Genomic DNA, 21,454 nt, shown 5'->3' on the forward strand with positions numbered 1-21,454 from the left:
ATTGCATTCCGGTCGGGCGTATATCTATGCTGACTGTCATGCGTCTGACCCGGCAGGACCCCGATCTCTCCGCCTATCTGGTCGCTGACGATGTCATCGATCATGAGCATCCGCTGGTGCGGGCCACCGCCGCGCGCCTTCGTGGCCCCGGCCTCGACGCATACTCATACGCCAAGGCGGCCTTCGAATTCGTCCGCGACCACATCCCGCACTCGCACGACGCGGACGACCCGCGGGTCACCTGGCGCGCCTCGGACGTCCTCGCGCTGCGCACCGGCATCTGTTACGCGAAGGCCCACGCGCTGGCCGCGCTGCTGCGCGCCGAGGCCGTCCCGGCGGCCCTGTGCTACCAGCGGCTCACCGACGACGACGGCGGGGACCCGGTCGTCCACGGGCTGATCGCCGTCCGGCTCCCCGGGGGGACGCGGTGGTTCCGGCAGGATCCGCGCGGCAACAAGCCCGGAGTCGACGCCCAGTTCTCCGTGGAGGACGAGCGGCTGGCCTGGACCGTACGCCCGGAGTGCGGCGAGGTGGACTACCCGCTGCTTTACGCGGCACCGCATCCGGCCGTGCTCGGCGCGCTGAAGGCCGCCCCCGACCGGTCGCACCTGTGGCGGACGCTTCCCACCGGGCTCCCCGCCACGGACTGACCGGACGCGGGCACGTACCTGCTCACAGGACGTACACAGGACGTACCCGCGCACCGGCACACACGTACGCGGAGAGACGTTTCAGCCGTCCCTCCGCGCACCGGTACCGCCGTCAGTTCCTGTCGGCCTCGCGGGCCTCGGTCGCCGTCGGCGCCGTACCCCCGAGGTGGGCCGGGACCCACCAGGTGTCGTTCGCGTCCTTGGGGCGTACGGGATAGGCGCGCTGCGCCGCCTCCAGCAGCTCCTGCACCCGGTCGCGCAGCCGCCGGGTGATCGCGCCCGCGTACTGGTCGGCCGGCGCCTCCACCTGCTCGCCGACCCGGATCGTCACCGGGATGTGGCTGCGCTTGAAGTTCCGCGGCCGGCCCTTGGTCCACACCCGCTGGGTGCCCCACAGCGCGACCGGGATCAGCGGGACGCCCGCCTCCTGCGCCATGCGGGCCGCGCCCGACTTGAAGCTCTTCAGCGTGAAGGACTGCGAGATGGTCGCCTCGGGGAAGACCCCGACGATCTCACCCGCCCGCAGCGAGGCCAGCGCGTGCGCGTACGCCGTCTCGCCCTGCTTGCGGTCCACCGGGATGTGCTTCATGCCGCGCATCAGCGGCCCCGAGATCTTGTGCCGGAAGACCTGGTCCTTCGCCATGAAGCGCACCAGGCGCTTCTGGGGCAGGGCGGCGAGTCCGGCGAAGATGAAGTCCAGATAGCTGATGTGGTTGCTGACGAGCACGGCACCGCCGGTACGCGGGATGTGCTCGGAACCCTGCGTGTCGATCTTCAGGTCCAGCGCCTTGAACATCGTGCGAGCGGCGCCGATGACCGGCCGATAGACGAGCTCTGCCATCTGGGGAGGACCCTTCTGTTCCGGGGAGGTTCTCCCGGCGGAAGTTACGCAGCCGTAGGTTTTCGGCATTCCGCCGATCGTGCCCCAAACGAGGCCCTGTGGCCAGTCCTGGCCCGCGTGCGGGGCGAGATTCTCGTCACGTCACCGCACCACCGCCACCGCGCGCCGGACCAGCGGATACAGCTCGCAGCCCAGGCAGTAGCCGAAGGCCGCGTTCAGGAACGCGGCGGCGAGTGCGCAGCCGGTGGCCAGCAGCCCCAGCCACGACGGCCCCCAGAGGTAGCCGACTAGCCCCACCAGCGAGAACACCAGGCCCACCGCCTGGGCGAAGCGCGGCGGAGCGGGCGACTCGAACTCTGACGGCGGCCCCAGGCGAGGGCGTACCACGGTACGGAAGACGAGCCCGTACGGCGACCGCGGCACCCCCAGCGCCGCGCCCGCCGCGAAGCAGAGTGCCTGCCAGCCCAGCAGGGCTCCGCTACCGGTGATCAGCACCACGGCCAGCACGACGGTGGTGACGGTCGCGCCGAACCGTGGTCCTCGTATGTCGATGTCCATGACACCAGCATCGCGCCTGTTCACCGCTGGGGGAGCCAGGAATTTTTGCGGTTGTATGAACGCTGCTCGTGGGATGGAGACGAGTGGACTGGTGGTCTGCGCGGCCGTGCTCGTGGCGGCGGCCGTGTTCGGACTGGCGCGCGAGCGCCGTGACGGGAGGCTGAGAGTGCGGGACGACGGTGAGCGGCGGCTCGGCGCGGCGGAGTTGGGCGTCGAACTGGGGGAGCGGGCCACGCTCCTCCAGTTCTCCAGCGCGTTCTGCCAGCCCTGCCGCGCCACCAGACGCACCCTCAGCGAGGTCGCGGGAATGGTCGACGGCGTCTCCCATGTGGAGCTGGACGCCGAGGAGAAGCTCGCGCTCGTCCGGGAACTGGGCATTCTCCGGACCCCGACCGTGCTCGTCCTGGACGCCGGGGGCCGCGTCGTCCGCAGGGCGTCCGGGCAGCCGCGCAAGGCGGATGTGATCGCCGCGCTGGGGGAAGCGGTATGAGGGGCCGTCCGGAGCCCCGCGCGGGCGCCCACTTGACCGCGCCGACCGGCTGTCGCCACCCTGGCGAGGTGCCCCGGGAACCCCTCCGCTCCTGGCGGACCCAGCTGGATCCGGCCCGCAGCGCGCTTACGCGCTGTCCGGGCGTCCGAGTGTCCACGGACCCGTTCGCCCCCCTCGCGGAAGGACCCTTCCATGACGGCCTCACCTGATCTGTCCACCGCCGGTCCCGCCACCGCCCGGCCCGGCTCTCCCGCGCTGCTCCGCTCCGTCTTCCGGCGCCACGCGGCGGGCGTCGCCGTCATCACGGCCCGGGGCGAGCGGCCGGTCGGCTTCACCGCCACCTCGCTCAACTCCGTGGCCGCCGAACCGCCGCTGGTCTCCTTCGGCGTGGACGCGGCGTCCTCCAGCTGGCCGGTCCTGGCCGAGGCCGCGCACGTGGGCGTGCACATACTCGGCGAGCACCAGGCCGAGCTGGCCGCCACCTTCGCGCGCTCCGGCGCCGACCGGTTCGCCCCGCCCACGGCCTGGCAGGATGGGCCCGAGGGCGTGCCGGTGCTCGACGGCGTACTCGCCTGGCTGGTCTGCCGGGTGGTCGCCCGCGTCCCGGCCGCCGACCACCGTCTGGTCGTCGCCCAGGTCGTCGCCGGCGACCCCGCGGGCGCGGGCCGCCCCCTCCTGTACCACCAGGGGCGCTTCAACGCGCTGCGGGACTGAGAGTTCCCGCGCCGCGCTCTCCCGCCGCGTTGGGTAGGTCACAGTTCCAAGCGCTTGCTCAGCGGGCAGGCTCTGGAATGTACTGGCGAGTAATATGACTCCGGTGTGCCGGTCGCCCCGACCGGAAACCGCCCGACGAGGCGCCTATGCTGCGTGCTACAAGGCAGCCCGGAAATGACGATGCAGTAGGAGAGCCGGCGTGAGCTTGAGGATCGTTGTCTGTGTGAAGTACGTGCCCGACGCCACCGGCGACCGGCACTTCGCCGATGACCTGACGGTCGACCGTGACGATGTCGACGGTCTGCTGTCGGAGTTGGACGAGTACGCGGTCGAGCAGGCGCTCCAGATCGCCGACGAGGCGGACGACGCGGAGATCACCGTGCTGACCGTCGGCCCGGAGGACGCCAAGGACGCGCTGCGCAAGGCGCTGTCGATGGGCGCGGACAAGGCCGTCCACGTCGAGGACGACGATCTGCACGGCACGGACGTCATCGGCACCTCGCTGGTCCTCGCCAAGGCCATCGAGAAGACCGGCTACGACCTGGTCATCTGCGGTATGGCCTCCACCGACGGCGTCATGGGCGTGCTGCCCGCGATCCTCGCCGAGCGGCTCGGGGTTCCGCAGGTCACGCTCCTGTCCGAGGTCTCGGTCGACGGCACGGTCGTCAAGGGCCGCCGTGACGGCGACACCGCGAGCGAGGAGCTGGAGGCGTCCCTGCCGGCCGTCGTCTCGGTGACGGACCAGTCGGGCGAGGCCCGTTACCCCTCCTTCAAGGGGATCATGGCCGCCAAGAAGAAGCCGGTGGAGTCGCTGGACCTGGAGGACCTGGAGATCGACGCCGACGAGGTCGGTCTCGAAGGCTCCTGGACCGCCGTCGACTCGGCCACCGAGCGTCCGGCCCGCACGGCGGGCACGATCGTGAAGGACGAGGGCGAGGGCGGCAAGCAGCTGGCCGGGTTCCTCGCGGACCAGAAGTTCATCTGAGCCCCGGTCGCTCACCCCACCGCCCGCCCCGATACTTCGTACGCGCAGGAGATCCCACCCATGGCTGAAGTTCTCGTCTTTGTCGACCACGTGGACGGTGCCGTCCGCAAGCCCACTCTGGAGCTGCTGACGCTCGCCCGCCGGATCGGTGAGCCCGTCGCGCTCGCCGTGGGCGCGGGCGCCGAGGCCACCGCGCCGGTGCTCGCCGAGCACGGCGCCGTGAAGGTCCTCACCGCCGACGCCGCCGAGTTCGCCGACTACCTCGTCGTGCCGAAGGTCGACGCGCTCCAGGCCGCCTACGAGGCGCTCTCGCCGGCCGCCGTCCTGCTGCCGTCCTCGGCGGAGACCAAGGAGATCGCGGCCCGGCTCGCGGTCCGCATCGGCTCCGGAATCATCACGGACGCCACCGACCTGGAGGCCGGCGACGAGGGGCCGGTGGCCACGCAGGCGGTGTTCGCCGCCGCGTTCACCACCAAGTCCCGCGTCTCCAAGGGCACCCCGGTCATCACCGTCAAGCCCAACTCCGCCCCGGTCGAGGCCGCGCCCGCGGCGGGCGCCGTGGAGGCGCTGGCCGTCACCTTCGGCGAGAAGTCGACCGGTACGAAGGTCGTCTCGCGCACTCCGCGTGAGTCGACGGGGCGTCCGGAGCTGACCGAGGCCGCGATCGTGGTCTCCGGTGGCCGCGGGGTCAACGGCGCGGAGAACTTCGCGGTCATCGAGGCGCTGGCCGACTCGCTCGGCGCGGCCGTCGGCGCCTCCCGCGCCGCCGTGGACGCCGGCTGGTACCCGCACTCCAGCCAGGTCGGCCAGACCGGCAAGAGCGTCTCCCCGCAGCTGTACATCGCCTCCGGCATCTCCGGCGCGATCCAGCACCGCGCGGGAATGCAGACCTCGAAGACCATCGTGGCGATCAACAAGGACGCCGAGGCGCCGATCTTCGACCTCGTCGACTACGGCATCGTCGGCGACCTCTTCGAGGTCGTCCCGCAACTCACCGACGAGGTCAAGGCCCGCAAGGGCTGAACCGACCCCTCCGGTACGTCCCCGGGGCCGCGTGGGGGACTCCACCACGCGGCCCCGCGTCGTTCCCGGGCACGCCGCCGGTCGCCATTGACGTGGCCGGGACCTGCGGCTTAACTTCCGGCAACGGACTATCGATTCCGTAAGACGGAATAAGAAGGGTGCCGGAATGGGGCAGCAGGAGAAGATCGCCACCAGCCTCCCGGTGGAGGTCACCGACGCCGTCGGCGCCTCCCTCGCGGGCGTCGACGCCGAGCTGGCCCGCCGCTACCCCGGTGACCCCGGCACCCGTCAGCCCGTCCACACCGTCTACGTACCCGCCGACGCCTTCGACGCCGCCACCCTCCGCTCCTGGGGCGACCAGGCGCTGGCCGCCCTCGACGAACACGCCCCGGACGCGGCCTCCCTGGCCCGCGTGCTCGCTCTCCCCGACGAGCTGGCGGCGCCGGTGTACGAGCGGGTACGGGCCAAGCTGACCCGCGAGCCCGTCGAGGACCTGCGCGTCGACTTCGAGGACGGCTACGGCCCGCGCCCGGACGACGAGGAGGACGAGGCCGCCGCCCGCGCCGCCCGGCTGGTCCACGAGGCGTACGCGAACGGCACGGCGGCCCCGTACACGGGCATCCGGATGAAGTGCCTGGAGGAGGCCGTCCGCGACCGCTCCATCCGTACCCTCGACATCTTCCTCAGCGGACTGATGGCGGCCGGGGGCCTGCCGGCCGGGCTCGTGCTCACCCTGCCCAAGGTCACCTACGCCGAGCAGGTCACGGCGATGGCGCGGCTGGCCGGGGAGTTCGAGAAGGCGCACGGTCTGGAGGCCGGCCGGATCGGCTTCGAGATCCAGATCGAGACGAGCCAGGCCATCCTGGCCGCCGACGGCACCGCCACCGTCGCCCGGATGATCGACGCGGCGGGCGGCAGGGCCACCGGGCTGCACTACGGCACGTTCGACTACAGCGCCTGCGTCGGCGTCAGCGCCGCCCACCAGTCGAGCGACCACCCCGCCGCCGACCACGCGAAGGCCGTCATGCAGGTCGCCGCCGCCGGAACGGGCGTACGCGTCAGCGACGGCTCCACCAATGTCCTCCCCGTCGGCCCGACCGCCCAGGTCCACGACGCGTGGCGGCTGCACTACGGCCTGACCCGGCGCGCCCTCGCCCGCGCCTACTACCAGGGCTGGGACATGCACCCGGGCCATCTGCCGACCCGGTACGCCGCCGTCTACGCCTTCTACCGGGAAGGGCTCGAACCGGCGGCGGCGCGGCTGGCCGCCTATGTCGCCAGGTCCGGCGGCGCCGTCATGGACGAGCCGGCCACCGCCAAGGCGCTCAGCGGCCATCTGCTGCGGGGTCTCGACTGCGGCGCCCTCGACGACGACGAGGTCACCGGGCTGACCGGGCTGACCCGCGCGGACCTGGAGGGCTTCCGCGACCCGCGCCGCGCGAGCTGATCCGCCTCCCGGCCTCCCCGTTCCCCGGTCTCCCGGCCTGTCGTACGGGGTTCCTCAGCCATCCGCCGGCGGCGGGATCTCGCCCGAGCCCCGGGCGATCAGCCGCGTCGGCACCACGACCCGGGCCGGGGCGTCCGCCCCGCCGTCCAGCCGGTGGAAGAGGCGTTCGGCCGCCGTACGCCCCAGGGTGGCCGCGTCCTGGGCGATGACCGTGAGGCCGGGGTCCAGCAGATCCGCCAGCTCGATGTCGTCGAAGCCGACCAGCGCGACCGGGCGGTCATGGTCCGCCAGCACCCGTACCACCGTCACCGTCACCCGGTTGTTGCCGGTGAGGATCGCCGTGACCGGCTCGGGGAGGGCGAGCATCGCGCGCACGGCCTCGTGCACCCGGCGCGGCGCGGTCGTACCGAGCGAGACCCAGTCGTCGTCGATGGCCAGACCGGCGTCCGCCATCGCCGTACGGTAGCCGCGCAGCCGCTCGCTCGCGGTGTGGATGCCGGGCTGGTCCCCGACGAAACCGATCCTGCGGTGGCCGTGCGCGATCAGGTGCGCGGCGCCCGAGCGGGCACCGCCGAAGCTGTCGGAGAGCACCGCGTCCGCGTCGATCCGCCCGGCGGGCCGGTCCACGAAGACCGTCGCCACCCCGGCCTTGATCTCCGGCTCCAGATAGCGGTGGTCGTGCCCGGCGGGGATCACGATGAGGCCGTCCACCCGGCGTGCGCAGAGCGCGAGCACCAACTCCTGCTCGCGGTCCGGGTCCTCGGCGCTCGACCCGTTGATGAGCAGCGCGCCGTGCGCGCGGGCCACCTCTTCCACGGCGCGGTTCAGCGGACCGTAGAAAGGGTCCGCGAGATCCTCCAGGACCAGTCCGATGCTCGACGTACGGCCCTTGCGCAGCACCCGCGCCGAATCGTTGCGGCGGAAGCCCAGCGCGTCTATCGCCTCCTGCACCCGGCGCTCGGTGTCGGCGGTGACGCCCGCCTCTCCATTGACCACGCGGGAGACCGTTTTGAGCCCCACTCCGGCGCGCGCGGCCACGTCCTTCATGGTGGGCCGGTTGCCGTAGCGGCTCTCGGGGCGGTGAGCGGTATCGGCCACAGTGCGCTGTCCTGTCGTTTCTCGGCGGTTCTTCCGTCGGGTCCGGGGCGCCGCGGGTCTCGTCCGGGCGGTGACGTCGAGCATAGGGCCTGGACAACGTTGTCAAGGGAATGGAGACTGTGGAACGAAGCCATAGTTCCGTAGATCCCCCTCTCGGGGGGATACCTCGTCGCCGGGAGATCCCAGACCGATGCATACCGAATCCGTCGCCGCACTCGACATCGGCGGCACCAAGATCGCCGGTGCGTTGGTGGACGGCCGCGGCAGGATCCTCGTACGGGCCCAGCGGCCCACCCCCGCCCGGGAGGACGGCGAGACGGTGATGCGCGCCGTCGAGGAGGTCCTCGCCGAGGTGTCCGCCTCGCCGCTCTGGTCGTCCGCCACGGCCGTCGGTATCGGCAGCGCCGGTCCCGTGGACGCCTCCGCCGGCACGGTCAGCCCGGTCAACGTCCCGGGCTGGCGCGGATTCCCGCTGGTGGAGCGGGTGCGGGCGGCCGCGGGCGGGCTGCCGGTGACGCTCGTCGGCGACGGCGTCGCCATCACGGCGGCGGAGCACTGGCAGGGCGCGGCCGGCGGCTACGACGACGCGCTGTGCATGGTGGTCTCCACGGGCGTGGGCGGCGGGCTCGTCCTGAACGGCCGGCTCCACCCGGGCCCCACCGGTAACTCCGGCCACATCGGCCACATCAGTGTCGATCTGGACGGCGATCTCTGCCCGTGCGGCGGCCGTGGCTGTGTCGAGCGCATCGCGAGCGGCCCCAACATCGCCCGCCGGGCGCTGGAGGGCGGCTGGCAGCCCGGCCCCGACGGGGACCGCTCGGCGGCCGCCGTGGCCGCCGCCGCCCGCGCCGGGCATCCGGTGGCGATCGCCTCCTTCGACCGGGCGGCCCAGGCGCTGGCCGCCGCCATCGCCGCGACGGCCACGCTGGTCGAGATCCGGATCGCGGTCATCGGCGGCGGGGTGGCGGGCGCGGGCGAGGTGCTCTTCGCGCCGCTGCGCCGCTCCCTGCGCGACTACGCGGCGCTCTCCTTCGTCCAGCGGCTGGAGGTCGTCCCGGCGCGCATGGGGACGGACGCGGGCCTGGTGGGCGCTGCGGCGGCCGCTCTGCTGGCGAGCCGGGACGGGACGAAGACGGCGGCGGTGGGCGGCTGACCGCACGGGCCGTACGAGCGGGCCGTGCGAGCAGGCCCGAGGGGACCGTACGAGCGCGCCGTGCAAGCGGTACGAGCCGTACGGGCGGCGCCTGTTGGGGCGGTCAGCGCGGGGTCTGGCAGGCCATGCGCTCACTGCCCCGGAACTTCACGCACAGCTCGGTGCCGGTGCCGGTGTCCCCGGTCGGCCAGGTGTACGTCAGCGCCTTGCCCGAGCGGGTGGCCGTCGCCGTGCCGACGACCTGACCGCCCCGGTGCAGCGAGACCTCGCGGGAGGCGAGATCCGCTGGCGGGTTGGTCCAGATCCCGGTGACCGCGTTCCGCGCGCCCTGGCCCTCCAGCCGGATACAGATCTGCGGCCCCGAGAAGTGGTGGGTGCAGGCGCTGCTGTCGGCCACCGCGGGGGCGGCGGACAGCGAGAAGGCGAGGCCCGCGAGGGCGAGTGTCAGGGCGGACCGCCGGGGCGTGGCGGGTGTTCTGCGCATGTCGGGATTCTCCGGTCGTACGGAACTCTTCGGGGGCCGGTGGCGCGACGGCGCGCACCGCCGGCCGCGGCGCGGGGGGCGGCGGCTAGGCGGGGGAGTCGGTCGCCTGCTGCGGCACGACCACCAGGAACACGTCGGAGTCGAGGTCCATCACGACTTCCGCCGGTGTCCCCTCGTCCCGCCGCGCCCGCGCGAACTCCTCGGCGGGCCGGCTGCCGCGCGGTCCGCCCGCGGGAAACCTCTCCAGCACCGTTCGGCGCATTGTGAACCCCCTCGCCACTTCTGCCCGTTCAACGACGTGCCCGGGGTTTGTGTTACGGCCCGAGCCGTACATGGATCCGTACAGTTGACCGCTCTCCGGCCTCGGAACGACATCGAACCGGTCACAGCTCGCCCACGGCCGCACGGCCGGGCCGGCTCTCCGATCCCGGCGGGTGTTTCCGTGGCAGGGTGTTGCGGGCAGTCCTCTGGGGGCTATGAAAGAGGGGGAACCGTGATCGTCTGGATCAACGGTGCGTTCGGAGCGGGCAAGACGAGTACCGCACGCGAACTGGTCGACCTGCTCCCGAACTGCACTCTGTACGACCCCGAGCTGACCGGCGCGGGACTGGAACAACTCGTGCCGCAGAAGCGGCTCGCCGAGGTGAGCGACTTCCAGGACCTGCCGATCTGGCGCCGGCTGGTGGTCGACACCGCGGCGGCGCTGCTCGCGGAGGTCGGGGGCGTGCTGGTCATCCCGACGACGCTGCTGCGCCAGGAGTACCGCGACGAGATCTTCGGCGGGCTCGCCGCGCGCCGCATCCCTGTACGGCATGTCCTGCTGGCAACAGATGAAACGATCCTGCTCAAGCGTATCGCGGGCCGCGCCGCCCACGGTGACGACCACGACGCGAACGAGCGCGTCCGGCAGTGGTGTTACGAGCACATCGAGCCCTACCGCATGGCGCTCGACTGGCTCACCGGCGATGCCCATGTGATCGACAACACCGCCCTCACGGCCCGTCAGACGGCGGTGTCCCTCGCTGCGGCCGTACAGACCGGCGCGGCCGGTGTCTGCGAGATCGTCCAGACGCCGGAGCCGACGGCCGAGACCGTCGCCGCGGGCGTGCTGCTCTTCGACGAGCGGGACCGGGTGCTGCTGGTCGACCCCACGTACAAGCCGGGCTGGGAGTTTCCCGGCGGTGTGGTGGAGCGGGGCGAGGCGCCCGCCCGCGCCGGGATACGCGAGGTCGCCGAGGAGATAGGCATCGAACTCACCGAGGTGCCCGGCCTGCTGGTGGTCGACTGGGAGGCGCCCCGGCCCCCGGGCTACGGCGGGTTGCGGCTGCTGTTCGACGGCGGTGTGCTGCCCGCCCGGGACGCGGGCCGGCTGCTGCTGCCGGGGCCCGAGCTGCGCGGCTGGCGCTTCGTGGACGAGGAGGAGGCGGCCGGGCTGCTGCCCCCGGCCCGCTACGCGCGGCTGCGCTGGGCGCTGCGGGCCAGGGAGCGCGGAGTGGTGCTCAACCTGGAGGAGGGCGTCCCGGTCGGCTGACGCCGCTGCGTACGGGCGCGCTACGGGTCCGGCACGGGGCCCTGAGCGGCCCTGAGCGGCCCCGGGCCGTACGGCCCCGCCCGGCACCGGGGCGTTCCCGTGCCGGGCGGGGCCGCGCCGCGCGCCGTCAGGCCCGCTTGGACCGCGCGTAGTTGGCCAGGAAGTGGGCCTCGGCCACGGAGAGCAGCTCCAGCTCCCGAGGTGACACGCTCTCGTTCACCGCGTGGATCTGCGCCTCCGGCTCGCTCAGCCCGATCAGCAGGATCTCGGCGGCCGGGTACAGCTCGGCCAGTGTGTTGCAGAGCGGGATGGATCCGCCCATACCGGAGGACTGCATCTCCTGGCCCGGGTACGCCACCCGCATCGCGTCGGCCATCGCCGTGTACGCCGGGCTGGACGTGTCGGCGCGGAACGCCTGGCCCTGGCCCACCTGTTCCACCGCGACCCGCGCGCCCCACGGCGTGTGCTTCTCGATGTGCGTGGTCAGCAGCCGCGTCGCCTCGGTGGCGTCCTGGCCCGGCGGCACCCGCAGGCTCACCGTCGCCCGCGCGCTCGCCTGCACGGACGGCGTGGCACCCACGACCGGCGGGCAGTCGATGCCCAGCACGGTCACGGCGGGGCGGGCCCAGACCCGGTCGGCGACCGAGCCGTGACCGATCAGCCCGACGCCGTCGAGCACCTTCGCGTCCTTGCGGAAGTCGGCCTCCGGGTAGTCGAGTCCGTCCCAGTCGCCCTCGGCGGCCAGCCCGTCCACCGTCGTGGAGCCGTCCTCGGCGCGCAGCGAGTCGAGGATCCGGATGAGGGCGGCGAGCGCGTCGGGCGCGGCCCCGCCGAACTGGCCCGAGTGCAGGTTGCCTTCGAGCGTGTCGACGGAGACCCTGACCATGGTCATTCCGCGCAGCGTCGCCGTGACCGTGGGCAGCCCGGTCCGGAAGTTGCCGGTGTCGCCGATCACGACCGCGTCGGCGGCCAGCAGCTCCGGGTGCGCCTCGGCGTAGCGCTCCAGGCCGCCGGTGCCCTGCTCCTCGGAGCCCTCGACGATGACCTTGACGCTCACCGGCACCCCGCCGTTCGCCTTGAGGGCGCGCAGGGCCAGCAGATGCATCAGGAAGCCGCCCTTGCAGTCGGCCGCCCCGCGCCCGTACCAGCGTCCCCCGCGCTCCGTCAGCTCGAACGGCGGGCTCAGCCAGGCGTCCTCGTCCAGCGGCGGCTGTACGTCGTAGTGTGCGTACAGGAGCACCGTCGGCGCGCCCTCGGGGCCCGCCAGCAGCCCGTACACGGACTGCGTCCCGTCGGGGGTGTCGAGGACGGCGACGTCCTGGAACCCCTCGGCCCGCAGCGCGTCGGCCACCCAGCCGGCCGCGGCCTCGCACTCGCTCCGGGGGAACACCGCGACGTCCGCCACCGAACGGAAGGCCACCAGCTCCGCCAGCTCCGTGCGGGCGCGGGGCATCAGGGAGGCTACGGTCTCGGCGATCGGATTCGCGGTCATGGGCACGCTCCAGGTGGGTACGACGTTGTTTCAGTCAGGTGTACGTCGAAGGCAGTGTCGATCCTCCCACAGCCGGTGTGTGGCGCCAGCGCCGTAGGATGCCGTTCGACAGCAGGGGCCACCGGTCGGATCAGGAGCAGAAGCACATCGTGAGCAGCGAGAACGCAGACGCCGGAAGCGTGCACGACGAGCCGGTGTGGGATGTCGTCGTGGTCGGCGCAGGGCCGGCGGGAGCCTCCGCGGCATACGCGGCGGCGGTCGCGGGCCGTCAGGTGCTGCTGCTGGAGAAAGCCGAGTTGCCCCGCTACAAGACCTGCGGGGGCGGAATCATCGGTCCTACGCGCGACTCGCTGCCCCCGGGCTTCGAGCTGCCGCTGAAGGAGCGGGTGCACGCGGTGACCTTCTCGCTGAACGGGAAGCTCGCCCGCACCCGCCGCTCCAAGCGCATGCTCTTCGGACTCGTCAACCGCCCGGAGTTCGACGCGAGTCTGGTGGAGCACGCGCAGAAGGCCGGGGCCGTGCTCCGTACCGGCGCGACCGTCTCCCGCGTGGAGCAGCACGGTCCCGCCGTGCCCGACCGCCGTACGGTCGCCGTCGTCCTCTCGGACGGCGAGACGGTGCTGGCGCGGTCCGTGGTCGGCGCGGACGGCAGCGCCAGCCGGATAGGCGGCCATGTCGGCGTGAAGATGGAACAGGTCGATCTGGGGCTGGAGCTGGAGATCCCGGTCCCGGAGACGGTCGCTGAGGACTGGGCGGGCCGCGTGCTCATCGACTGGGGGCCGCTGCCGGGCAGTTACGGCTGGGTGTTCCCCAAGGGGGACACGCTCACGGTCGGGGTGATCTCGGCGCGGGGCGAGGGCTCGGCGACCAAGCGCTATCTGGAGGACTTCGTCGCGCGGCTCGGGCTCGCCGGGTTCGAGCCTTCGGTGTCGTCCGGGCATCTGACCCGGTGCCGCAGCGACGACTCGCCGCTGTCGCGCGGCCGGGTGTTGGTGTGCGGGGACGCGGCGGGGCTGCTGGAGCCGTGGACCAGGGAGGGGATCTCCTTCGCCCTGCGCTCCGGCCGGCTCGCGGGGGAGTGGGCGGTACGGATCTCGGAGTCGCACGACGCCGTGGACGCCCGCCGCCAGGCGCTGAACTACGCGTTCGCCGTCAAGGCGGGGCTCGGTGTGGAGATGGGCGTCGGACGGCGGATGCTCTCGATCTTCGCGCGCCGCCCGGGGGTCGTGCACGCGGCGATCACGGGCCTGCGGCCCGCCTGGAACGCCTTCGCGGACATCACCCGCGGCTCGACCACGCTGGCCGGCATCGTACGGACCCATCCGGTGGCCCGGCGCGCGCTGGACGTGCTGGACCGCAAGCAGGCGGCGGCGGAGAAGGACGGCGGCACCGGCTCGCCCGACGCGCCCGCGGGCGCGGGCCCCGACGCCGGTGTGCCGGAGACGGGCGCCCGGGGCTGAGCGGCTTCCGGGACCGACCCGCGGTCCCGGCTTCCCGTCCCCGGCTCTCCCGTCGCCCACGGGCTGTCGACGGACGACGAGGTGTTCCCGCTCGCCCGGATCACGGAGGAGCGCGACCGGGGCGTCGGCACGGCCCTTACCGTCCCGGTCGACGCCACGCTCATCCGTGTGCTGCTCCTCCCGGTCTCCGTGCGGCCGGCCGGACGCGCCAACCGGTGGGCACCGAAGCCGCCGCGCACCCCGCACGCGCGCTTCGGGCCGAGCGTGACGCCCGGCGCGCCGGGCGGTCCGTACTCCGCGGGGAGTACGAGTGATCACCACGTCCGGCTGACGCCCGGAGCGCCACCGCCGGTCTAGCGTGACGGGTATGGAACACCGGCACACGCGTCGGCGCCGCGGCGCTCCCCCGTGGGGAGGGGGCCGCGCGCGCCGCTTCCACCGGCCGTACTGGGCCCGCGGCGGCGACCCGGCGCCGACGGGGCCGGCCTGGCGGTCCTCCCTCTTCCTGGCCCTTTTTGTCCTGGTGGGGACCACCTTCATCGCGCGCACCCAGCCCGACCGGATGCCGCTGGACCTGTACGCACGGCTGCTCCTCCTCGCGGGCCCCGCCCTGCTGCTGTTCCGCCACCGCCACCCCGTGGTCTGCGTCTTCGCCGTCCAGGCCACCGTGCTCGCCTACTTCGCCCGGGGCTATCCGTACGGGCCGGTCCTCCTGACCGCCGCCGTCGCTGTCTTCCACGCGATCGTCGCGGGCCACCGGCGCGCCGCCCGGTGGGCCGTCGGCGCGCTCTGGGCGGGCCATCTGCTCATCTCGCACTGGCTCTTCCGCTGGCTGCCGCCCCCGCACGACCGGGCCGCGCCGTGGGGACAGGAACTGGTCGGCACGGCGTTCGTGGTGGCGCTCTGCGCCGCCTCGGAACTCGCCCGGGTGCGCCGCGAGCAGTGGGCCCGGGAAGCCGCCGAGCGCGCGGCGGCGAGGAAGCGGTGCGCGGGGTGCGCGAACTGAGCCCGGACGTGGTGCTGATGGACATCCGGATGCCCCGGCTCGACGGGCTGGCGGCCACCCGCCGCATCACCGAGGGCACCGGGCTCGATCCGGTGAAGGTGGTCATGCTGACGACCTTCGCACTCGACGAGTACGTCTTCGAGGCGATCCGCTCCGGAGCCTCGGGGTTTCTGGTCAAGGACACCGAGCCCGAGGAGCTGCTGCGGGCCGTCAGGGCGGTGGTGGCGGGCGACGCGCTGTTGTCGCCCGGGGTCACGCGCCGGTTCATCGCCGAGTTCGCGTCTAGGGGCTCTCGTTTGGATCATGCCGGGCTCGCGAGCCCTGGCACCGCGCCTCGCCGCGTTGTCGTCAGTCATCCCCAAGGTCTCGGCTTCGCTCGACCAGGGGAGACCCCATCCGCTCCGCGTGGGCTCCCTCCTCCGCCTTGCGATCCACGGCACCAGACCCCGCTCCCTCATCCGGCCTGATCCAAACGAAAGGCCCTAGCTCCAAGGAGCCGACGGAGCTGCGGGAGCTGGCCGGGCTCACCGAACGGGAGCGCGAGGTGATGGCCCTCGTCGGAATCGGCCTGTCCAACGACGAGATCGACCGCCGGCTGGTGGTCAGCCCGCTCACCGCCAAGACGCACGTCAGCCGGACGATGGTGAAGCTGGGCGCCCGCGACCGCGCCCAACTGGTCGTCCTCGCCTACGAGTCCGGGCTGGTGAGACCGGGCTGGCTGGGCTGACCGCCACCGCCGCGGAAGCGCCACAGCACATGCACGACCCGCGCCGGGAAGACGAGCCCCGCGACGGCGCCACCGCCGGTCAGCAGCGCGGCCGGCAGCTCGAAGACGTACGTGGGAACCGCGACGGCGGCGAACACCAGCCCCGCCGCCAGGACTCCGGTTAGCAGCGCGAAGCCGATCTCGACCGTGATGGCGTCCCGCTCGGCGTCGCTCCGTGTCCCCATGCGGACGAGTCTGGCCGAGGCCATGAGCCGCGGCAAGTCGCCTTACGACATGACGGCGGCCGAGGTGTCCCGCCAGAGCCGGGCGAGATCCGGGTCGCCTGTCAGGGCGACGGAGTCGAGCGGCAGCCGGTTCCAGAGAGTCAGCTGGAGCGTCCCGGCGGGTCCGCTCAACTCGCAGTCGGCGGTGACGGCTTCGCCGTCCCGTACGGACCGGGCGTGAGCGGTGCGCGGGGGCTCCCGGGAGATCCGCACGGTCCACACGTTGTCCGTGTCGGTGGCCCGTACCCGCAGCACTCGCGGCACCTCGGACCTGACCCGGCTGCGGCGTCCGGCCTCATCGCGCTCTACCGCTGATACACCACGCCCCTCCGTCCAGCCCTTTGAGGGGCTGGACGGAGGGGCGCACTTTCGTGTTCCGGCTGCTGCCGGCGCTGTTCACGCACTCATAGAGAGTTCCCGTCGCGCGTGCTTGACGAACTCGGTGACGCGAGTTTCGGCACCCCAGGGGGCGAGCGCGGTGGTGAAGTCGCGTACGTAGTCACGGGCCCGGCTGGATTCGACGTTGGCGAGGATACTCACGGCCTGGTGGCCCAGGTGAAGGCCCTGGTCGAGGTCTCGGTTCTGGAGATGCACCGTGCCGACCACGGCGTAGCGAAGTCCCACGGACCTGGTGAACGTTCCTGCGGACATGGCGGCTGCCTGGGAGTGCCATTTGAGGGCGACGTGGGGGATGCGCAGGTCGCGGTAGATCTCGGCAGCGTCGGCGCTCATGCGGGCATGGGTGAAGTAGCCGATCCACTCCGGCTCGTCCGCTCCCTTGCGGGCCCGATCGAGTAGGGCTTCGGACGTCGCGAGGGCGGAGGCCGCGCTGCGCGGGTCGCCGGCCTTGCCGTGGGCTCGTGCCTCAATGAGTTTGGTGAACGCGAGAACGCGCGGGGCCGCGACCCGCTTGCCTCGTTCGTACGCGCCCTGCGCCATGTCGATGGCCTCGCTGGCATACCCCCGTAAGAGGGCGTGGAGGGCCATCGTGGTCAGGACATACGAGCCGAGTTGGACGTCAGCGCCCGCGCGCGCCAGTCGAAGGGCTTGGATGAAGTGGCGCTGCGCGATGTCGTGGTGGCCGATGTCGACGGCGCTCCAGCCGGCCACCCGTGACAGTTCGGAGGTGACGGAGAAGAGTTCCCGGCCGACCGCCTCGGAGTACCGGCCGCGCAGCAGTGGCGCGGCACGGTGGGTGAGGCAGTCGGTGACCTGGTTCGACTTCCAGTTCCCGCCTCCGTATTTGGAGTCCCAGCTCTGCGCCTCGCGGGCCTCCTCCCACAGTTCGGTGACGGCGGCGCGTCCGACGCGGCGGCCCTCGTAGTGGGCGCCGTCGTCGTCTGTCTGCTTGACCAGCCATCTGGTGACAGGGGTTGCGAAGGCGCTGATGGCGAAGGTGCTGGTACCGATGAGTGCTCGGCGGTCCACATGACTCCAGAAGTCGGAGGCGAGGCGTACGGCGTCCTGCGGGTCTCTCGCGAAGTCCAGGCCCGTGGCGTCCGGCACGCTGGGGCTGTCCATCCCGATTTCCGCGAGACCGACAGGGCGGCCGAGGCGCTCTCCTACCGCCACGGCAATCAGTGACGGTATCGGGGACCGTGGCCGCATTCCACGCTCAACCCAGTTCGCGACGCTCGTATGGGTGTATTCCCTGGTCTTTCCGGCGTTCCGGGCCAGCTGATTGATGCGGTGGGCCAGCGCTTTATGGCTGGCGCCGGAGGCTGTGACGAGTCGGGCCAGGGCCTCGTTCGGCTGCTTGGTCCGGCGCGGCGACGCTGCCACGGCGGCTCCCTCAACGGTTCTGGCTGTGGCCCCGTTTGCCACAGGCCGCTGAGGCGAGCGTAGGCACAAAGCCTCGTTCCGGGCACAGGTTCCATGAGTTGTGAGCCCCCCTTGTGTGCCTGCTGCGCGGGCGCCGCCGCGCGGTTCCCTGGTGCCGTGCCTCTCCCGACGTGAGAGGGGCGCGACTCGTATCCGCTTCTCCGGATGGGACTGAGGGCTCATGAAAGTTCTTGTTACGGGTGGGGCCGGCTTCATCGGCTCGCACTTCGTCAAACGTCTCCTGCGATCGGACGACGTGGCCAAGGTGACGGTTCTCGACGCCCTCACCTACGCGGGGCACATCGAAAATCTGGGCGAGGCGTTCCTCAGCCCGAAGCTGACGTTCGTACACGGGACCATCCTGGACGCCGGCCTGGTGGACGACCTCGTCAGCCAGCACACGGCCATCGTGCACTTCGCCGCGGAGTCCCACGTCGACCGCAGTTTCTCCGCGGCAAGGACGTTCCTGTCGACGAACGTCCTCGGCACCCAGACCCTCGCGGACGCGGCTGTGAAGCACGGCATCCAGCGGTTCGTCCATGTCTCCACGGACGAGGTGTACGGGCCGCTGCCGGTCGGCACCGCCACGGAAGACGACCCGCTACGCCCCAGTGTCCCGTACGCGGCGTCGAAGGCTGCCAGCGATCTCGTGGCCCTGAGCTACTTCCACACCTACGACGTCCCCGTGTGCGTCACGCGCAGCTCGAACAACTACGGGCCCTACCAGCACCCGGAGAAGATCATCCCGCTGTTCGTCACTCGTCTGCTCAGGGGCGAGCCGGTCACCCTTCACGGTCGCGGTCAGCACGTACGCAACTGGCTGCACGTGGAGGACAACTGCGCGGCGATCGAACTCGTCCTGCGCGGCGGCACCCCGGGCGAGATCTACAACATCGGCGGCGGCACCGACCTCACCAGCCGCGACCTCACCGGCGAACTCCTGCGCATCTGCGGCGCCGACTGGGACGCGGTCACATACATCCCCGACCGGCGGTCCAACGACCTTCGTTACGCGATGGACTGGACGAAGATTGCCGACCACTTCGGCTACCGGCCCACCCGCGACCTGGACGAAGGTCTCGCCGAGACCGTGGAGTGGTACCGGCGCAACCCGGACCGCTGGGCGCCGCTCTCCCGCAACCCGCAGGCCGCGATGCCGGCCGTCCACATCGCGGCCCCGAGGTCGGAGCGTGACCATGTCCTGTGACCAGTTGCCACAGAACGCCTTGCTGGTGCTTGGCGCGTCGGAGGAGCACATCCCGCTGTACCAGGAGGCGCGGCGTCGCGGGATTCCGACCATCGCTGTGGACATGCGAGCGGACGCTCCCGCGTTCCCGTTCGCCGACGCGACCCTTCAGATCTCCACCCGCGGCGCCGACGTGATCGCCGACGCGCTGGGCGACGTACGCCCCGCCGGGATCGTCGGCGGCGCGAGTGACGCCGCACTGGCCACCTGGCACGCCCTCGGCTTGCGGTACGACGCCCCCTACGTGTACCCGAAGAAGGCATTCGCGGGTCTCGACAAGGCGGCGTTCCATGCGGTTGTCGCGTCGTGTGGCATCACCGACTACGGCTGGGCCGCGTCGAGCGATCCGGATGAGGTCGTCGCGAAGGCGGCGGGGCTGCGCTTCCCGCTCGTGGTCAAGCCGGTGGACGGGTCGGGAAGTAAGGGCGTCACCCGCGTCAACCGCCCTGACGACCTGCCCACCGCCGTCGCCCACGCCCGTGTCCACTCCGCCTCTCAGACCGTGATCGCGGAGGAGTTCGTTCAGGGCCGACAGTTGACCATCGATCTCTTCCTGCGGGACGGCAGGTCGATGATGACCTGCGTCAAGGAGCAAGAGCTTGCCGGGGGTTTCGTCGTCAGGCGGATCAGCACGGTGCACCTGTCCTCGGCGGAGCACGACCACCTTGAGACGAGGGCCGAACGGTTGTGCCGTGCGCTCGGCATCGTCGATGGACCAGCGAACTTCGACCTCGTCCTCGGTGCGGACGGTCGGGCGCGGATCATCGAGGCCAACCCGCGTCTCAGCGGCGACAGCATCCCGCGATTGCACACCGCCGCCTATGGCGTGAACGTCGTGGGTGCGCTTGTCGCACTCGCGCTCGGTGAGCCGTTCGACGGTCATCTGGTGCGGACGCGCAATGAGCATGCGGCGGTGGAGCTGATCGGATCACCGCTCGTCACGGACGGCGAGTTGGTCGCGTGGGAAGGCGTCGCCGAAGCCCGCGACGTCCCCGGGATCACCGACGTCGTGCTGTATGCCAAGCCGGGTGACCTGGTACGGCCGCATGACCAGTCCGGCCACAAGATCGGCATGTTCCTCGCTGCCGGCCGGTCGGCAGCGGGTGTGTCCTCGGCTCTGGAGACGGCCGGCGCGCTGGTTCGACCGATCGTCCGACCGCTCACGGTGGCGAAGGGGGAGTCATGATCAACTCGTCAAGGCCGGATGCCCGGCGCAACGCCAGCCCGTACCTCTACGGCCAGGAGGCCGCCGCCGTCGCCCAGGTCCTGGAGTCGGGCCAGTACGGGCACACCGGCGTCACCGAGGAGTTCGAGCGCGGGATCGCCGCGTTCCTTGGTGTCGACGACGCCGTGGCGGTCTCCTCGGGCACCGCGGCTCTGCACATTGCTCTCCTGGTCGCCGGAATCGGGCCGGGAGACGAGGTGATCGTTCCGTCGCAAACGTTCTGTGCGACCGTACAGGCGATCGTGGCGTGCGGCGCGAGCCCGCGCTTCGTGGAGGTCAGCCCGGACACTCTGTGTGTAGAGAGCGGGACGGTGCTGGAGGCGATCACTCCGGCCACACGCGCGGTCATGCCGGTGCTGTACGGCGGCAGGGCTGTCGATCTGACCGCCGCTGAGGAAGTCCTCGGTGAGCGCGGCATCACCGTCGTCGAGGACGCCGCCCACGCTTTCGGATCCAGCCTCGGGACCCAGCTGGTCGGCAGCACTGGCGCGCTGACGTGCTTCAGCTTCGGCCCGATCAAGAACCTGACGTGCATCGAGGGCGGCGCGATTGTCCCGCGTACATCCCAGGAGGCGGGAGTGGCCCGGCGTCTGCGGACTCTGGGCATCACCCAGTCGCAGGCAGAGCGCGGCCGTACGACGACCTACGCTGTCGCCGGTTTCGGGCTCCGTGCCACCCTGTCATCCGTTCACGCGGCGGTGGGCAGCGTTCAGCTGGAGCAGTTCCCCATCGTCGCGGCCAAGCGCAAAGCGCTGTGGCGAGCGTACGAGGCCGAGCTGCACAGCATGAGGGATGTGGTCCTGGTCGACGTGGACGTGGACCGCTCCGTGCCTTTCAACTGTGTCGTGAGGGTGCCGGAGCGGGACAGAGTCCACAAGGTCCTTCACGCCCAGGGCCTCGGGGTCGGAGTGCACTACCCGCCGAATCACACGCAGCCCGCGTTCGCCCCATGGCACCGCCCCCTGCCGGTAACTGAAATGGTCGGCGGGCAGATCATGAGCCTGCCGTTCCACCCGGCCATGGACGCGGGAGACGTCCACCAGGTGGTGTCGGCCCTGGGGCGGGCCCTGGCCACCGTCCGGGAGGAGGCTTTCGCGGCCGGTAAGACAGGCCGATAGTCGCCAACTCCCGTCGAGGCAAACCCAGATGGACAGTGAGCGGCCGTCAAAGGGTGACCGCTCACTGAGGCGAGAAACGCCTGATATCGTCCGCAAGGTTCGTATGCCCGTCGGTTGCTGGC

At 71.8% G+C, this 21,454-nt stretch carries 24 protein-coding genes and 1 pseudogene; 16 read left to right on the forward strand and 9 right to left on the reverse strand.

Going from position 1 to position 21,454, the window contains the following annotated elements:
* The first annotated feature begins 38 nt into the window (after positions 1–38).
* Positions 39–650: a transglutaminase domain-containing protein gene (locus OG627_RS31460; protein WP_329070936.1), complete on the forward strand. Its 612-nt coding sequence runs from the start codon at positions 39–41 to the stop codon at positions 648–650.
* A gap of 112 nt (positions 651–762) precedes the next feature.
* Here OG627_RS31460 and OG627_RS31465 read toward each other — a convergent pair whose 3' ends face one another.
* Together OG627_RS31465 and OG627_RS31470 are read right to left on the reverse strand one after the other, a co-directional pair.
* Positions 763–1,491 (reverse strand): lysophospholipid acyltransferase family protein, encoded by a 729-nt coding sequence (locus OG627_RS31465; RefSeq protein ID WP_329070938.1) that lies wholly within the window; start codon positions 1,489–1,491, stop codon positions 763–765.
* A 141-nt stretch (positions 1,492–1,632) separates the two neighbouring features.
* Positions 1,633–2,049: a DUF4395 domain-containing protein gene (locus OG627_RS31470; RefSeq protein ID WP_329070940.1), complete on the reverse strand. Its 417-nt coding sequence runs from the start codon at positions 2,047–2,049 to the stop codon at positions 1,633–1,635.
* Positions 2,050–2,104: 55 nt separating this feature from the next.
* Between OG627_RS31470 and OG627_RS31475 the strand changes: the two genes are divergently transcribed.
* The 5 genes from OG627_RS31475 to OG627_RS31495 all read left to right on the forward strand — a co-directional run bounded on the left by OG627_RS31475 (position 2,105) and on the right by OG627_RS31495 (position 6,708).
* On the forward strand, positions 2,105–2,539 hold the full coding sequence (locus OG627_RS31475) for a TlpA family protein disulfide reductase (RefSeq protein WP_329070942.1): 435 nt from the start codon (positions 2,105–2,107) through the stop codon (positions 2,537–2,539).
* A gap of 192 nt (positions 2,540–2,731) precedes the next feature.
* Positions 2,732–3,253, forward strand: a complete 522-nt coding sequence (locus OG627_RS31480; protein ID WP_329070944.1) for a flavin reductase family protein — start codon at positions 2,732–2,734, stop codon at positions 3,251–3,253.
* A 199-nt stretch (positions 3,254–3,452) separates the two neighbouring features.
* Positions 3,453–4,238: an electron transfer flavoprotein subunit beta/FixA family protein gene (locus OG627_RS31485; RefSeq protein ID WP_329070946.1), complete on the forward strand. Its 786-nt coding sequence runs from the start codon at positions 3,453–3,455 to the stop codon at positions 4,236–4,238.
* 60 nt (positions 4,239–4,298) lie between these two features.
* Complete coding sequence (locus OG627_RS31490; protein ID WP_329070948.1) at positions 4,299–5,261, forward strand: electron transfer flavoprotein subunit alpha/FixB family protein; 963 nt, start codon at positions 4,299–4,301, stop codon at positions 5,259–5,261.
* 166 nt (positions 5,262–5,427) lie between these two features.
* Complete coding sequence (locus OG627_RS31495; protein ID WP_329070950.1) at positions 5,428–6,708, forward strand: DUF6986 family protein; 1,281 nt, start codon at positions 5,428–5,430, stop codon at positions 6,706–6,708.
* Between the two features lie 54 nt (positions 6,709–6,762).
* On the opposite strand, the gene OG627_RS31500 is transcribed toward OG627_RS31495, so the two are convergent.
* Positions 6,763–7,806: a LacI family DNA-binding transcriptional regulator gene (locus OG627_RS31500; RefSeq protein WP_329070953.1), complete on the reverse strand. Its 1,044-nt coding sequence runs from the start codon at positions 7,804–7,806 to the stop codon at positions 6,763–6,765.
* Positions 7,807–7,996: 190 nt separating this feature from the next.
* Here OG627_RS31500 and OG627_RS31505 point away from each other — a divergent pair, with 190 nt between their 5' ends.
* The gene (locus OG627_RS31505; RefSeq protein WP_329070954.1) at positions 7,997–8,959 is read left to right on the forward strand and encodes an ROK family protein; all 963 of its coding nucleotides are present in this window, start codon (positions 7,997–7,999) and stop codon (positions 8,957–8,959) included.
* Between the two features lie 103 nt (positions 8,960–9,062).
* On the opposite strand, the gene OG627_RS31510 is transcribed toward OG627_RS31505, so the two are convergent.
* Both OG627_RS31510 and OG627_RS31515 read right to left on the reverse strand, forming a co-directional pair.
* Complete coding sequence (locus OG627_RS31510; protein ID WP_329070957.1) at positions 9,063–9,443, reverse strand: hypothetical protein; 381 nt, start codon at positions 9,441–9,443, stop codon at positions 9,063–9,065.
* An 85-nt stretch (positions 9,444–9,528) separates the two neighbouring features.
* Positions 9,529–9,705 carry a hypothetical protein gene (locus tag OG627_RS31515; protein ID WP_329070959.1) on the reverse strand — a complete coding sequence of 59 codons (177 nt, stop codon included), beginning with the start codon at positions 9,703–9,705 and terminating at the stop codon, positions 9,529–9,531.
* A gap of 231 nt (positions 9,706–9,936) precedes the next feature.
* Between OG627_RS31515 and OG627_RS31520 the strand changes: the two genes are divergently transcribed.
* Positions 9,937–10,974, forward strand: a complete 1,038-nt coding sequence (locus OG627_RS31520; protein ID WP_329070960.1) for an NUDIX hydrolase — start codon at positions 9,937–9,939, stop codon at positions 10,972–10,974.
* 127 nt (positions 10,975–11,101) lie between these two features.
* On the opposite strand, the gene OG627_RS31525 is transcribed toward OG627_RS31520, so the two are convergent.
* On the reverse strand, positions 11,102–12,466 hold the full coding sequence (locus OG627_RS31525; RefSeq protein ID WP_329070962.1) for a dipeptidase: 1,365 nt from the start codon (positions 12,464–12,466) through the stop codon (positions 11,102–11,104).
* Between the two features lie 149 nt (positions 12,467–12,615).
* Between OG627_RS31525 and OG627_RS31530 the strand changes: the two genes are divergently transcribed.
* The 5 genes and pseudogenes from OG627_RS31530 (at position 12,616) to OG627_RS31550 (ending at position 15,659) form a co-directional block, all read left to right on the forward strand.
* Positions 12,616–13,926, forward strand: coding sequence for a geranylgeranyl reductase family protein (locus OG627_RS31530; protein WP_329070964.1), 1,311 nt, complete (start codon positions 12,616–12,618; stop codon positions 13,924–13,926).
* 81 nt (positions 13,927–14,007) lie between these two features.
* Positions 14,008–14,283, forward strand: coding sequence for a hypothetical protein (locus OG627_RS31535; protein WP_329070966.1), 276 nt, complete (start codon positions 14,008–14,010; stop codon positions 14,281–14,283).
* A 10-nt stretch (positions 14,284–14,293) separates the two neighbouring features.
* Positions 14,294–14,932, forward strand: a complete 639-nt coding sequence (locus OG627_RS31540; RefSeq protein WP_329070968.1) for a hypothetical protein — start codon at positions 14,294–14,296, stop codon at positions 14,930–14,932.
* Positions 14,830–15,219 (forward strand): annotated as a pseudogene (locus OG627_RS31545) (response regulator); the annotation flags it as partial. The gene OG627_RS31540 and the pseudogene OG627_RS31545, both read left to right, overlap by 103 nt.
* A 260-nt stretch (positions 15,220–15,479) precedes the next feature.
* Positions 15,480–15,659: a response regulator transcription factor gene (locus tag OG627_RS31550; RefSeq protein ID WP_443073572.1), complete on the forward strand. Its 180-nt coding sequence runs from the start codon at positions 15,480–15,482 to the stop codon at positions 15,657–15,659.
* Here the strand turns inward: OG627_RS31550 and OG627_RS31555 are convergent.
* From OG627_RS31555 to OG627_RS31565, 3 genes are all read right to left on the reverse strand, one after another.
* Complete coding sequence (locus tag OG627_RS31555; RefSeq protein WP_329070970.1) at positions 15,620–15,883, reverse strand: DUF6332 family protein; 264 nt, start codon at positions 15,881–15,883, stop codon at positions 15,620–15,622. The genes OG627_RS31550 and OG627_RS31555 overlap by 40 nt on opposite strands.
* Positions 15,884–15,925: 42 nt before the next feature.
* Positions 15,926–16,177, reverse strand: coding sequence for a hypothetical protein (locus tag OG627_RS31560; protein WP_443073573.1), 252 nt, complete (start codon positions 16,175–16,177; stop codon positions 15,926–15,928).
* 141 nt (positions 16,178–16,318) lie between these two features.
* Positions 16,319–17,443: a sporulation protein gene (locus tag OG627_RS31565; protein ID WP_329070972.1), complete on the reverse strand. Its 1,125-nt coding sequence runs from the start codon at positions 17,441–17,443 to the stop codon at positions 16,319–16,321.
* 481 nt (positions 17,444–17,924) lie between these two features.
* On the opposite strand from OG627_RS31565, the gene rfbB reads away from it, so the two are divergent.
* The 3 genes from rfbB to OG627_RS31580 are packed head-to-tail and all read left to right on the forward strand — an operon-like array spanning position 17,925 to position 21,332.
* Complete coding sequence (rfbB, locus tag OG627_RS31570) at positions 17,925–18,950, forward strand: dTDP-glucose 4,6-dehydratase (RefSeq protein ID WP_329070974.1); 1,026 nt, start codon at positions 17,925–17,927, stop codon at positions 18,948–18,950.
* Positions 18,940–20,175 carry an ATP-grasp domain-containing protein gene (locus tag OG627_RS31575; protein WP_329070976.1) on the forward strand — a complete coding sequence of 412 codons (1,236 nt, stop codon included), beginning with the start codon at positions 18,940–18,942 and terminating at the stop codon, positions 20,173–20,175. Before rfbB ends, OG627_RS31575 begins: the two co-directional genes overlap by 11 nt.
* Entirely contained in the window at positions 20,172–21,332 is a 1,161-nt protein-coding gene (locus OG627_RS31580; RefSeq protein WP_329070978.1) for a DegT/DnrJ/EryC1/StrS family aminotransferase, read from the forward strand. Before OG627_RS31575 ends, OG627_RS31580 begins: the two co-directional genes overlap by 4 nt.
* Positions 21,333–21,454: the final 122 nt, after the last annotated feature.

It is taken from the genome of Streptomyces sp. NBC_01429, assembly GCF_036231945.1.
Classification (GTDB): Bacteria; Actinomycetota; Actinomycetes; order Streptomycetales; family Streptomycetaceae; genus Streptomyces.